This is a genomic window from Sphingopyxis sp. 550A (assembly GCF_053569535.1).
Map to the genome: position 1 here is coordinate 798,850 of NZ_CM131615.1, position 13,038 is coordinate 811,887.

General features: G+C 66.8%; 14 protein-coding genes and 1 tRNA gene. 13 read left to right on the forward strand and 2 right to left on the reverse strand.

Features of this window, described 5'->3' with window-relative positions; genetic code table 11:
- Positions 1-55 precede the first annotated feature (55 nt).
- From infA to ACVENA_RS03890, 5 genes are all read left to right on the forward strand, one after another.
- A complete protein-coding gene (gene infA, locus ACVENA_RS03870) occupies positions 56-274 on the forward strand; it encodes a translation initiation factor IF-1 (RefSeq protein ID WP_010162480.1) in 219 nt (72 codons plus the stop codon).
- A gap of 26 nt (positions 275-300) precedes the next feature.
- A complete protein-coding gene (locus ACVENA_RS03875) occupies positions 301-873 on the forward strand; it encodes a Maf family protein (protein WP_449328886.1) in 573 nt (190 codons plus the stop codon).
- Entirely contained in the window at positions 866-1,831 is a 966-nt protein-coding gene (locus ACVENA_RS03880; protein WP_449327726.1) for a ribonuclease, read from the forward strand. Before ACVENA_RS03875 ends, ACVENA_RS03880 begins: the two co-directional genes overlap by 8 nt.
- Positions 1,821-2,015: a DNA gyrase inhibitor YacG gene (locus ACVENA_RS03885; protein ID WP_449327727.1), complete on the forward strand. Its 195-nt coding sequence runs from the start codon at positions 1,821-1,823 to the stop codon at positions 2,013-2,015. Before ACVENA_RS03880 ends, ACVENA_RS03885 begins: the two co-directional genes overlap by 11 nt.
- A 96-nt stretch (positions 2,016-2,111) precedes the next feature.
- Positions 2,112-2,187 (forward strand) — tRNA-Phe (locus tag ACVENA_RS03890).
- Between the two features lie 80 nt (positions 2,188-2,267).
- On the opposite strand, the gene copD is transcribed toward ACVENA_RS03890, so the two are convergent.
- Positions 2,268-3,227 carry a copper homeostasis membrane protein CopD gene (gene copD, locus ACVENA_RS03895; RefSeq protein WP_449327728.1) on the reverse strand — a complete coding sequence of 320 codons (960 nt, stop codon included), beginning with the start codon at positions 3,225-3,227 and terminating at the stop codon, positions 2,268-2,270.
- A gap of 4 nt (positions 3,228-3,231) precedes the next feature.
- Positions 3,232-3,615, reverse strand: a complete 384-nt coding sequence (locus ACVENA_RS03900; protein WP_449327729.1) for a copper resistance protein CopC — start codon at positions 3,613-3,615, stop codon at positions 3,232-3,234.
- Between the two features lie 130 nt (positions 3,616-3,745).
- Here ACVENA_RS03900 and ACVENA_RS03905 point away from each other — a divergent pair, with 130 nt between their 5' ends.
- The 8 genes from ACVENA_RS03905 (at position 3,746) to ACVENA_RS03940 (ending at position 13,038) form a co-directional block, all read left to right on the forward strand.
- Positions 3,746-4,012, forward strand: coding sequence for a hypothetical protein (locus tag ACVENA_RS03905; RefSeq protein ID WP_449327730.1), 267 nt, complete (start codon positions 3,746-3,748; stop codon positions 4,010-4,012).
- A gap of 1 nt (position 4,013) precedes the next feature.
- The gene (locus tag ACVENA_RS03910; protein ID WP_449327731.1) at positions 4,014-4,451 is read left to right on the forward strand and encodes a periplasmic heavy metal sensor; all 438 of its coding nucleotides are present in this window, start codon (positions 4,014-4,016) and stop codon (positions 4,449-4,451) included.
- Positions 4,448-5,032, forward strand: a complete 585-nt coding sequence (locus tag ACVENA_RS03915) for an RNA polymerase sigma factor (protein WP_449327732.1) — start codon at positions 4,448-4,450, stop codon at positions 5,030-5,032. Before ACVENA_RS03910 ends, ACVENA_RS03915 begins: the two co-directional genes overlap by 4 nt.
- Before the next feature lie 79 nt (positions 5,033-5,111).
- Entirely contained in the window at positions 5,112-6,881 is a 1,770-nt protein-coding gene (locus ACVENA_RS03920) for a copper resistance system multicopper oxidase (protein WP_449327733.1), read from the forward strand.
- Positions 6,878-7,825 (forward strand): copper resistance protein B, encoded by a 948-nt coding sequence (locus tag ACVENA_RS03925; protein ID WP_449327734.1) that lies wholly within the window; start codon positions 6,878-6,880, stop codon positions 7,823-7,825. The genes ACVENA_RS03920 and ACVENA_RS03925 overlap by 4 nt, the downstream gene beginning before the upstream one ends.
- Positions 7,826-7,882: 57 nt before the next feature.
- Positions 7,883-9,688 (forward strand): aminotransferase-like domain-containing protein, encoded by a 1,806-nt coding sequence (locus ACVENA_RS03930; protein ID WP_449327735.1) that lies wholly within the window; start codon positions 7,883-7,885, stop codon positions 9,686-9,688.
- An 84-nt stretch (positions 9,689-9,772) separates the two neighbouring features.
- Positions 9,773-10,681, forward strand: a complete 909-nt coding sequence (locus ACVENA_RS03935) for a carbon-nitrogen hydrolase family protein (protein WP_257548318.1) — start codon at positions 9,773-9,775, stop codon at positions 10,679-10,681.
- The gene (locus ACVENA_RS03940; RefSeq protein WP_449327736.1) at positions 10,678-13,038 is read left to right on the forward strand and encodes a TonB-dependent receptor; all 2,361 of its coding nucleotides are present in this window, start codon (positions 10,678-10,680) and stop codon (positions 13,036-13,038) included. Before ACVENA_RS03935 ends, ACVENA_RS03940 begins: the two co-directional genes overlap by 4 nt.

The following is a 13,038-nucleotide window of genomic DNA, read 5'->3' on the forward strand; positions in this document are numbered from 1 at the left end:
CGCACATTTGGCGTTATGGGCGCCCATCCCGATATTTCGAGCCCCTAGAGGATAGATGGCGAAAGAAGAACTTCTGGAAATGCGCGGCCAGGTGGTCGAACTGCTCCCCAACGCGATGTTCCGCGTGAAGCTGGAAAATGATCACGAAATTCTCGGCCACACGGCCGGCAAGATGCGCAAGAACCGCATTCGCGTTCTGGTGGGCGACGAAGTGCTCGTCGAACTCACCCCCTATGACCTGACCAAGGGTCGGATCACCTATCGCTTCAAGTGAGCGGCGCGGCGACATCTCGCGCGCCAATTCCGGCTCTCGTCTTGGCTTCGACCTCGCCGCGCCGCCGCGAGTTGCTGGCGCGGATCGGCCTGACGCCCGCGCGTATCGCCGCCCCCGACATCGATGAAACGCCGCTGAAGGGCGAATTACCGCGCGCCTATGTCGCGCGGCTCGCGACCTGCAAGGCGCTCGCCGTCGAGCGCGCGGCGGACGAAGTCGTGCTCGCCGGCGACACGACCGTCGCGGTCGGGCGCCGCATCCTCGAAAAGCCGGTCGACGAAGCCGATCTCCGCCGGATGCTCGGGCTGCTTTCGGGGCGGCGGCATCATGTCTGGTCGGGCGTCTGCGTCGTCGGTGCCGACGGACGCCCGCGCGTTCGCGTCGCCGATACGATCGTGGCGTTCAAGGTGCTGAGCCAGGCCGAAATCGACTGGTATGTCGAAAGCGGAGAGGGGATGGGCAAGGCGGGCGGCTATGCGATCCAGGGCAAGGCCGAGGCTTTCGTCCGTTTCCTGTCGGGCAGCCATTCCAACGTCGTCGGCCTGCCGCTGTTCGAGACGCGCGCGCTGTTGAGCAGCGCCGGGGTGCCGCTTGGCTGAGTGGCTTTATGAAGCCGGTATCGGCGAACGCCGCGCCGCGCTGGTCGAGGACGGGGTGATCGTCGAAGCGCGGATCGAGCGTGACGGCGACGGGCCGCGCGTCGGTGCGGTGGTGGCGGCGCGGTTGGTCGAGGCGGGCAAGGTCGCGCTCGATGCGCCGGGCGAGCCGTTCGCGACGCTGGCATCGCCGCCCGGGCTTTCGCTGGGAACGCGGCTCACCGTCGAGATCACCCGCATGGCGCTGCGCGAGCGCGGCCGCGACAAGCCGGCGCGCGCGCGCCTGTCCGACCTGGCGGTGGGCGCCGGTCCCGATCTGCGCGCACGTATCGCGGCGACGGAATATCCGGTCGTCGAACTGAGCGCGATGGGCCCCGATCGTCTGGAGGAAGCGGGCTGGTCCGAACTGATCGAGCATATCCGCGCGGGGCACTGGCCGTTCGCGGGCGGCGCGCTGTGGGTCGACACGACGCCCGCTATGACGCTGATCGACATCGACGGCGACGGGAACGGTCTGGCGCTCGCGCGAGCGGGGGCCGAGGCTGCGGTTCACGTCATCCGTTGCTGCGATATCGGCGGGTCGATCGGGATCGATTTCCCGACCCTCGCCGGCCGGGCCGAGCGGCAGGCGATCGACGCGCTGGTCGACGAATGGCTGCCGCCGCCCTTCGAGCGCACCGCGATCAACGGCTTCGGCCTGATGCAGATCATCCGCCGCCGCGAGCGGCCGTCGCTGGTCGAGCAGGTGCGATTCGATCCTGCCGCCACCGACGCCGCGCTGTTGCTGCGCCAGGCCGAACGGGCAAAGGGCGCGGGCGCGTTGCAACTGACCGCGCGCCCGGCCGTTGCCGATCATATCGCGGCGCATCCCGGCTGGGTCGCCGAGTTGCAGAAACGCACCGGGCGGCCGGTCGAGATCGTGCGCGATGCCCAAGTGAAAGGAGTGGGCCATGCCCAATGAAGCCGCCGCTGCACCCGGCAAATGCCCGCTTTGCGGCAATCCGCGCGTCCAGCAATATCGGCCGTTCTGCAGCCGCGGCTGCCGCGATCGCGACCTCAATCACTGGTTCGACGAACGCTATCGCACCCCCGCGCACGAAGGGCCCGACGGGGGCACCGACGACGCCCGGTTCGAAGGCGATTGACCCGCGAAATTGACGCAACAAAGGCTCTGGACAGGATGAAACGCCCTGCCTATAGCCGCCGCTCGCCAGCAGGCCGACCGGCCTCGCGACGCCCGTGCCCGGGTAGCTCAGTTGGTAGAGCATGCGACTGAAAATCGCAGTGTCGGCGGTTCGACTCCGTCCCCGGGCACCATTATTTCCTCGACGCGCATCGGCTTGTCCGGGAAACGAGCGCTCGCTTTGGCGGCGCCGAAATTCGACCCGTGCTTCGCATCACATCGCTTCGCCGCCGAAAGGATCGAGCGTCCCGAACCAGGCGACCAGGGCCAGGATCGCGAAAGCGGCCGTCGCTTCGGCGATCAGGCTCTTGCACAGGGCGGCGATCGCTTCGGACGGGTTCGCGTCGTCGCGTGCTTCCATCCGCGCGACGGCGGCGCTGAGCGCCGGGGTGAGCCGCCAGCGATTGGCGGCGGCGAGGGCGAGCATGAGCGCGAACAGCGCGAGCTTGGCGAGAAGCCCTTGTCCATAGGGAGCCGCGAGCGACCGGCCGAGATTCTCCGCGCCGATGATCATCTGGCCGTTGATGAGCCCGGTTCCCGCAATGGTCAGGACGCAGATCGTCCCCACGACCGAAAAGCGATCGAGGCTGCGCGCGGCGATCGCGATCGTCCCCGGCGGCGGGCCGCCGCGCCGCGGCGACAGAAGCAGCAGAAAGGCGGCGATCGCGCCGATCCACACCGCCGCCGCCGCCATATGCACGATGTCGCTGATCCGGTGGATGGTCCCGGCAGTTCCCTCGGTCGCGCCGGCGTGACCCGACCAGGCAAGCGTGCCGACCGCCACCAGGCCCGCCGCCGCGAGCAGCGCGGCGACGGGGGTCGGCCATCGCCTCATCCAGATCGACGCCACCAGCGCGGCGGCAAGCGCGGCGCTGCGATAGAGCCAGGCGGTGCCGACGTCGCTTTGCCCGACGATGTCCCGGAACGACTGCGCGTCGAGCGCGAGGAGACCGACGCCCTGCATCGATGCCGCGAGCACCCCCATGCCGAGCGCCGACAGGAGAAGGCCGGCCGCGCAGAGCCATCGTGCGGCGCGCCAGATCCTGTCCGTCGGTTCGGGCCTTGCACGGTCTTGCCGCGTCAAGGCGTAAAGGGGGAAAGCAGCGAGACCGGCGAGGAGCATAAGGTCCGCATAGAGCGCGAACCGGATGCCGATCAGGACGGGATCGCCCACCGCCCTATTTCACCGTGAAGCTGAATTCGCTGCCCATGCGGTGGGTGTCCGCGCCCGCGGCCGACCAGCTCAGCGTGTAGCTGCCCGCCGCGAGCGGACGCTTGAGCAGGAGCGTCATCGACTTTCCATCCTTGCCCATCGCCGAAGAATAGGGAATTTTCATTGGCGGATGATCGGTCATTCCGGGCATGGCGGTCATGACGAGGCTGGTCTTGATCGTCGCGGGAATGAGTTTCTCACTGAAGTGCAGGCTCACCGACGTCACTTTCGAGGCTGTCGAGCCGGCTGCGGGGGTCGAAGCAATGAGCCGGGTGTGCGCACTTGCCGCGACTGGCGCCACCAGCAGGGCGACGGCTGCTGCTGCGGACGGAAGAAAGGACTTGAGCATAAAACCTCCAATATCGGATCTGTCCTGCTAATACGCGGGCGGGCGGATTTTCCCTCATCGATCGGTTTGAGGGATGATCGCCGCGGGCGCGTATGCTCTATATAGGAAGGCTGTTCGGCAAAGAGGTTTCATGGACGACGAACTTCGCATCTTGGGCCGGGTCGATCTGCCGGCGGCGCTCGACGCGCTCGACGACCGGGTCGTCCGCGCGCTCGGCGTCCGGCGCCGCGAAGCGGTGGTGATGCGCCGGGTGATGACGCTCGCCGCCGTTCTGTCGCTCGGCGGCGGCATTTTCGCGGGGAGCGTGGTGCCGCGTCCGGCGGTGGCGGCGAGCCCGCTCAGCCCGCTCGCCCCGGCCAGTGCGCTGGCGCCCTCGTCGCTGCTGGACGCGCAATAACATGCCCTCTCGCCGTGTGCTTCTGGTCTGCCTCATCGCCTTTGCCGCCGCCATCGCCGGGGTGTTCGTCGGCCGTCTGGCGACCGACACCCCGAGAGCCAGTGAAACCGAGCTTCATGCGCTCTTGCACAGCCAGCTCGACCTGACGGCCGCGCAGAAGGTCCGGATCGACACGATCGAGGCCGATTTCGCGGGCCGCCGGCGCGCGCTGGAGCAGGAGATGCGCGCCGCCAATGTGGCGCTCGCGCAGGCGATCGAGGCCGAGCACGGCTATGGCCCGCGCGTCACCGAGGCGATCGACCATAGCCATCGGGTCATGGGAACGCTGCAAAAGGAAACGCTGGAACATCTCTTTGCGATGCGCGCCGTCCTCGACCGCGATCAGGCGCGCATGTTCGACAAGAGCGTGGTCAAGGCGCTGACCGCCGATGCGCGGTGAGTGCCGACCCGTCGCAATGGTCGGACGCGGACCTGGCCGCGCTTGCAAGCGCGGGGCGCGAAGACGCCTGCCGTGAACTGCTGAATCGCTACAAGGCCGGGGTCTACCGGCTGATCGTCCGGCAGACCGGCGATGCCGAGGAGGCGATGGATTTGACCCAGGAAGCCTTTGTCGCGGGTTTCGCGGCGATCGATCGTTATGATGGCGAGCGGCCCTTTCGCATCTGGATCAGCCAGATCGCGATCAACAAGTGCCGCGACTGGGCGCGGCGGCGCAAGGTTCGCGCCTTTTTCGCGCGCGCGCTCCCGATCGAAGCCGCGCATGACGTCGCCAGCGCCACACCGCTGCCCGATAGCGAGGCGAGCGATCGCTCCGAACTCGCCCGCGTTCGCGCCGCGATAGCCGATCTGCCCCGGAATTTGCGCGAGGTTCTGCTGCTGCGCGGAGTGGAAGAGATGAGCCAGGCGGAAACGGCGGTTCTGCTCGACGTCAGCGAGAAGACGGTCGAAACGCGGCTCTATCGCGCACGCGCGAAACTGCGGCAATTGCTTGCCGGCAAGGGCGACGACAGACGATATTGATGCAGTGAGCGACCGATTGGCGTGAGGGGTGGTGGCGGCGCCTGCGTATGAAAGCGAAGGACAAACATAAACGGTCGGAATGAACATGCAGATCAACAGGCGTCGGTTCGTCAGCGGGGTTTTGGGGGGTGGGGCCGCGGCGGCTGCGTGGTTCCCCGCCTGGGCGCAGCCGGTGTCGGCCGGCATCACCGCCCCCATCCCGACGGTGTCGGGTAGCGACATCACGCTGCGCATCGCGCGCCAGACGCTGCGTATCGACGGCAAGCCGAGCCACGCGATCGGGATCAACGGGACGGTGCCGGCGCCGCTGGTGCGCCTGAAGGAAGGGCAGACGGCAAGACTCACCGTCGTCAACGACCTCGACGAGGACAGCTCGATCCACTGGCACGGGATTCTCCTTCCCTTTGAGATGGACGGTGTTCCGGGGGTCAGTTTTCCGGGGATCAGGCCGCGCTCGACCTTCGTTTACGAATTTCCGGTGATTCAGTCGGGCACCTATTGGTATCACAGCCATTCGGGCCTTCAGGAACAGATCGGTCATTATGGACCGATCGTCATCGACCCCGAAGGCGCCGATCCGATCGCCTATGACCGCGAGCATGTCGTCGTGCTGTCCGATCACAGCCGGATTTCGCCCGAGGCGATCTATCGCAAGCTCAAGGTCAATCCCGGGCACTTCAACCAGCAGCGCCAGACCTTGGCGGGCCTGCTCGGCGGCAAGGATCAGCCGCTCGGCGAGCGGATCGATTGGGGGCGAATGCGGATGGACCCCACCGACATCGCCGACGTCAATGGTTCGACCTATACATTCCTCGTCAACGGTCATGGGCCGCGCGACAATTGGACAGCGCTCTTTCATCCGGGCGAGCGCGTCCGGCTGCGCATCATCAACGCCTCCGCGATGTCGATCTTCAATGTCCGTATCCCGGGGTTGCGGATGACGGTCGTGCAGGCCGACGGCCTCAATATCGTCCCGGTCGAGACCGACGAGTTCCAGATCGCGGTTGCCGAGACCTATGACGTCATCGTGACCCCGGTCGAGGACCGTGCCTATACGCTCGTCGCCGAAGCCAATGATCGGTCGGGGGTGGGGCGGGCGACGCTTGCGCCGCGCCCCGGCATGGTGGCGGAGGTTCCGCCGCTGCGACCGCGGCCGCTCGCGACCATGAAGGATATGGGGATGGGCGACATGGGGGCGATGACGAGCGGTGACGCTGCGTGTCCCGCCGAACATGCCGCGATGGGGCATTGCACGCCGGCGGGCATGGATCATGGATCGGGCGGCGCCATGAATCATTCCATGCGCGACTTCGACGCCGCGCCGCAGGTGAAGCGCGACCCGGGCGTGCAGACGATCTCGCCGATGCCCGTCGACCGGATGGGCGAGCTCGGTCAGGGGCTCGAGGATGTCGGGCACGCGGTTCTGACCTACAAGGATCTCGTCGCGCTCGACCGCAATCCCGACGTTCGCGCGCCCGAACGCTCGCTCGACATCCATCTGACCGGCAATATGGAGCGCTTCATGTGGTCGTTCGACGGCATGAAGATGTCGGACCACCACGAACCGATCCCCTTTATCGAGGGCGAGCGGGTGCGTGTGAACCTGATCAACGATTCGATGATGAGCCACCCGATCCATCTCCACGGCCATTTCTTTGAGCTGGTCACGGGGAAGGGCGACCGGGCGCCGCGCAAGCATACGGTGCTCGTCCAGCCGGGAGGGATCGCGACCTTCGATTTTACCGCCGACGCGGTCGGCGACTGGGCGTTCCACTGTCACCTTCTCTATCATATGTATGCGGGCATGATGCGCGTCGTCAGCGTCCGTCCGCGCGGAGAGGCGGCATGACCCGGCTCGGCCTGATCGTCGCCGTCCCGGCGCTGGTCTTCGCCGTTCCGGCGGGGGCGCAGGGTCATGCGATGCACTATAGGCAGCCCGCTGCGCCCGCGTCCGATCCCCTATGTCCGCCGGACCATGCCGCGATGGGCCATTGCACGCCCGGCGCGATGCCGCCGGTTCCGGAAACGGCCGCAGTCGGCACCGACCTGCCGCCGGGCGATGCCCCCGCTCCCGCGCCGCCCGACGATTGGTATGCCGACCATATCTATCCAAAGGCGGAGATGGATCGCGCGCGTCACGAGATGATGATGGAGAATGGCGGACAGACGATCGCCTTTCTGAGCCTCGATCGCGCCGAATATCAGGCGCGCAAGGGGCGCGACGGATATCGCTGGAGCGCCGAGGGCTGGTATGGCGGCGACATCGACCGCGTCACGCTCAAGAGCGAAGGCGAAGGCCGGTGGGGCGAGGGGGTGGAGGAGGCCGAACTCCAGCTGCTCTACAGCCGGGCGGTCGGCCCCTATTTCAACCTCCAGGCCGGTGTGCGGCAGGATCTGGGCGAAGGGCCGGACCGCAGCTATGCCGTCGTCGGGTTCGAAGGACTGGCCCCCTATTGGTTCGAGGTCGAGGGTGCGCTGTTCCTGTCGAACAAGGGCGATCTGCTCGGGCGCGTCGAGGGCTATTATGACCAGCGCATCACCCAGCGGCTGGTCCTGCAACCGCGGGCGGAGGTCAATTTCGCGCTGCAGGACGTTCCCGAAACCGGCACCGGATCGGGGCTTTCCGATATCGAACTGGGGGTTCGGCTCCGCTACGAGATCGTCAAGGAATTCGCACCTTATGTCGGGGTCGAATGGGCGCGCAAGCTCGGCGACACCGCGCGCTTCGCGCGCGCGGGCGGCGAGGATGCGGACGGCGTCAGTTTCGTCCTGGGGGTGCGCGCCTGGTTTTAGGTCGGGTTGACGTCGTTAGCGCTTGAACAAGGCCGGGTGATTTGGGCACAATCGGCTATGCGCCCGTCCTTCATCCTCGATCGCGATAGCGATGCCACGCTGCAGGACCAGATCCGCAAGGGCGTGATCGAACTGATGCGGTCGCAGGCGTGGCCGGCGGGGCACCGGCTGCCGTCCTCGCGCGCGATGGCCCGCCTGCTCGGCGTCGCCCGCAACACGGTGACCATCGCCTATCAACAGCTCGTCGCCGACGGCCACGTCGTCGCGCGCGAGCGCAGCGGGCTGTTCGTGTCGGGCGACCTGACCGCCGGGCGCACCGGGTTCGGCGAGGTCGCGGGGATCGCCGGGCGCGCGACGCCGAACGGCGTGCCCTGGTCCGAACGCCTGCCGCGCCTGCCCACGCTTCCAGAGCCGCGGCCCGCCAACTGGCAGCAATATCCCTATCCCTTCCTCGACGGCTGTTTCGACGACAGCCTGTTTCCGGTCGACGACTGGCGCGAGGCGGCGAGCCTGTCGCTGAAGCGGCGGCAGGTCGCTTCCTGGTCAGGGATCGCCGACGACGACGCGGCGCTGATCGAGGAAATCCGAACCAAGATATTGCCGCGGCGCGGCATCTATGCGCGTCCCGACGAGATATTGCTGACGCTCGGCACGCATCATGCCCGCGTCCTCGCGCTCGATCTGTTCTGCACCGACGGTAGCTGCGTCGCGATCGAAGACCCCGGCCTGTTCGAACTGCGCGCGCTGATCGAGGCGCGGCGCGGCGTGTGGATGCCGCAGCCGGTCGATGCTGAAGGCGTGGTGACCGACGCGCGGCTGGCCGATTGCGACCTCGTCATGGTCACGCCCAGCCATCAACTGCCCACCGGCGCGACCTTGTCGCTCGACCGGCGCCGCGCACTGCTCGCCGCGGCCGACGCGCATGACCTGATCATCGTCGAGGATGATTTCGAATGCGAGACCAACTATCTCGACGAGGATTTTCCGGCGATGCGCGGCATGGCGGGGGGCAGCCGCGTCGTCTATATCGCCGGGCTCGCCAAGGTACTCGATCCCGGCCTCAGGCTCGGTTTCATGGTCGCCGACCGCGAAGTGATCGCGCATCTGCGCGAACTGCGCCGCCTGTCGGTCAAGCAGCCGCCCCCGAACAACCAGCGCGCCGCCGCGCAATTCCTGTCGCTCGGCCATTATGATTCGATGATGCGGCGGATCGGCCGCGAATTCCGCACCCGGCAGATCGCGCTGCGCGACGCGCTCAACCATTATTTGCCGCGCTCGATCGCGATCCAGCCGGTGCGCGGCGGGACGACGATGTGGGTCCGGGGAGCCACCGGGCTCGACGTCGCGGATCTCGCCGCAGCGGCCGAGCGGCGCGGGGTGCTGATCGAGCGGGTCGATTCCTATTATGCGGGGACCGCGCCGCCGGGCCTGTTCCGGCTCGGTGTTACCAGCCTGCCCGTCGAACGCATCCGTCCCGGCGTGGCGGCGCTGACCGCGGCGCTCAACGATGTACTCGAAAAAAAGGCCGAGCCGCCGCCGATCCTGACCGGCCGCGCGCTGCGCCGCAAGATGAGCGGCGCCCGGCTCGAATGCCGCACCGTCTATGGCGATCCGTGCACCATATTGCTGATGCCCGACGGCACGATGACCGGGCGCGCGGGCTACGCCGACGAAGATATCGACACCGGGCGCTGGTGGATCGAGGGCGACCGCTGGCACCGCCAATGGCAAAGCTGGTCCTATGGCGAGGCGACCTCGTTCGAGGTCGCGGTCGAGGGCGACGTCATCCAGTGGCTCGGCGCCGGACAGCGCATTGTCGACTGGGCGCTGATCGGTCGCATTGGCGATCTGGCACCATCCTAGTTTGCAAACTGGACCTATCGCAAGCGCCGCATAGCGGACAGATTATCCCCCGGACGCGCCCCGATCGGCGCGCTGGGGAGGATTATGACTCATTTCGCTATCGCCGGACTGCAACTGGCCTTGCCGCGCGGCGACAATCTGGACCGCATCGCCGAGGAAGTGCGGCTCGTCCGCCGCCGCTTCGGCTGGGTCGACATGGTCGTGCTCGGCGAACTCTCCTGCTTTGGCCCCGCTACCGCGAATGCGCAGCCGCTGCCCGGCCCCGCCGAGGACGCCTTTGCGGCGATGGCGCGCGAACATGGGCTGTGGCTCGTCAACGGCTCGCTGTTCGAGCGCGACGGCGACACCATCTACAACACCGCCAGCGTCTTTGCCCCCGACGGCAGCATCGCTGCACGGCACCGGAAAATCTATCCCTTCTATCCCTATGAAGAGGGGGTGACCGGTGGCGTCGAGCCGACCATATTCGACGTTCCCGGCGTCGGGCGCTTCGGCCTCGCCATCTGCTACGACATCTGGTTTCCCGAGGTTGTCCGCTCGCTGATCTGGCGCGGGGCGGAGGTCATCCTCAATCCGGTGATGACCAACACCATCGACCGCGACGTCGAATTGTCGATCGTCCGCGCCGCCGCCGCGACCAACCAGGCCTATGTCGTCTCGGTCAATGTCGCGGGCGACCTCGGCTATGGGCGTTCGTGCGTCGCGGGGCCGGGCGGCGAGATGATCCACGCGGCGGGGGAGGGGCGCGAGGTGATCGCGGTCGATCTCGACCTCGGCTACGTCCGCCGTTGCCGCGAACGCGGCTGGCACGGGCTCGGCCAGCCGCTCAAGAGCCTGCGCGACGGTCCGCAGCATTTCGAAGCCTTCGACCGCGGGCCCGCGGCCTCGCCGACGCTCCAGGCGCTCGGCCCGCTCGTTCAGCCTGCTTCTTCGCTCACCGACAAGGATAGCGCCGACGCGCGCGCGATGACACAAAAGGGGGGAAAACCATGACCAACACTACGCGACTTCTGGCGACGACATCGCTCGCCTGCACCGGCCTGCTGGCGGCGATGCCGGCAACGGTCTTCGCCCAGGAGGCGGGGGCCGCGAACGACGGCACCGACATCGTCGTCACCGCGACGCGCCGCGAAGCCCGGACGATCGATATCCCCTATAATATCTCGGCGGTCGGCGGCGACCGGATCGACGCGAACCAGACGCGCGATCAGGCCGAGCTGCTCCGCTCGATCCCCGGCGTCGCGGTCGTCGATCGCGGCCGGCGCAACGCGGGCGTCATCAACACGGTGACGATCCGCGGCGTCAACGTCGACAGCGCCGCGCTCGGCGACTACGCCGTTTCGGGGGTTTCGCCGGTCTCGACCTATGTCAACGACACACCGCTGTTCGCTGCCTATCTGCTCAAGGATCTCGACCGGGTCGAGGTGCTGCGCGGGCCGCAGGGAACGCTCTATGGATCGGGCGCGCTCGGCGGCACGGTGCGCTATATCCTCAAGAAGCCCGTGCTCGGCCGTTTCGAGGGGCGCGTCACCGGCGGCGTCAGCAACGTCAAGGGATCGGACGGCATCGGTTACGAGGCCGACGTCGTGCTCAACGTGCCGCTCGGCGATACCTTCGCGATCCGTGCTGTGGGTAGCCGCCAGCATTATCCGGGCCTGACCGACTATGTGAACGTCTACAAGCTCGACGGCGACGGCATCCCGACCGCGCCCGCCGGGGTGCTCGCGCCCGATGCTGAATATCGCCGCGTCAAGGATGCCGATTTCGTCCATGTCTGGTACGGCCGCATCGCCGCGCTATGGCAGCCGAGCGACGCGGTCGACCTGACGCTGACCTATAATCACCAAGAGGATAATGTCGGGGGTCGGCGGCAGATCACCCGCGGGCTCGACGGCTATGGCAAGGCCTATGAAGGCTATCAGAACGGGTCGATCCAGCTCGAACCCTCGACCCGCAACGTCGATTCGGTCGCCTTGGAAGCGAATGTCGACCTGGGCTTTGCCACGCTGACCTCCAGCTCCTCCTGGTATGATCATGAGGGCGACAGCGTCAGCGAGAATACCGGCTTCTACGCCAAGGCCGGCTTCCTCGCCTTCTATTACAACTACCCGCGCCCGATGGCATCGGCGGTGCGCAGCTATCGCGACAAGAGCTTCGTGCAGGAACTGCGTCTCGTGTCGAAGGGCGGCGGACCGCTCGATTATGTGATCGGCGCTTATTATCAGGACCAGAAGCTCTTTTCGTCGCAGGACAGCTTTCTGCGCGGCTTCAAGCGCTGGTGGGACGCCGCGACCGGCCTGCCCGCCGCGGTCGCGAGCGATCAGGATTTCTTCTATCGCCGGCACGAGACGTTCAAGGATCGCGCGCTGTTCGGTGAGCTGACATGGCACGCCACCGATACGGTCGATCTGACCGGCGGGGTGCGCTATTTCTGGAACAAGGCGCATAACGACACCTCGATCGACATTCCGATCTTCCCCTCGCTGTCGCAGCCGACCGACGCGACCTTCCGCACCAGCGAGGACAAGGCGCTGTTCAAGGGCAATCTGTCGTGGAAATTCGCCGACCGCGGCCTGCTCTACGCGACCGTGTCGCAGGGCTATCGGCGCGGCGGGTCGAACGCGGTGCCGACGATTGGCCGCTATGCCGAGGACCCGTCGTGGCAGCAGTACAAGTCCGACACGCTGGTCAATTACGAGGTCGGGGTAAAGGGCGCGCTCGGCGGGCTGACCTATAATCTCGACGCCTTCTACATCGACTGGAAGGATATCCAGCTCAACACCGCGACTCCGGTCTGGGGCTTCTACGTCGTCCAGAACGGCGGCAAGGCCCGCTCGCAGGGGATCGAGGCGCAGATCGAGGGGCGCAGCGGCGGCCTCCACTATGCCCTCGGCTATACTTATGTCGATGCGAAGCTGACGCGCGATTTCTTCTCGCCCGACCCCAGCCACACGCTGATCGGGCGCGACGGTGATCGCCTGCCGGGGTCGGCGCCCCATATCGTGACCGGCAGCGCCGACTACAGCTTCGATCTCGGGAACGACACCAGCCTGACGCTGCGCGGCGATGGCTTTTATCAATCGTCGACGCGCAACGCGATCAGCACCTCGCCCAAGTTCAACGTCCGCCTGCCGGGCTTCTCGATCTGGAACGCCTCGGCGACGCTGCGCAAGGGTTCCTATGGGCTGACTTTGTTCGTCAAGAATCTGTTCAACGCGGATGGCGTGACGGGCGTTTTTACCGAGGCTTATATGGGGACGTCGCCGTCGCAGGGCTATTATGGCAATGGGTCGAAGGATCTGATCACGCTGCCGCGGACGATCGGCCTGTCGGCGGACGTGCGTTTCTGA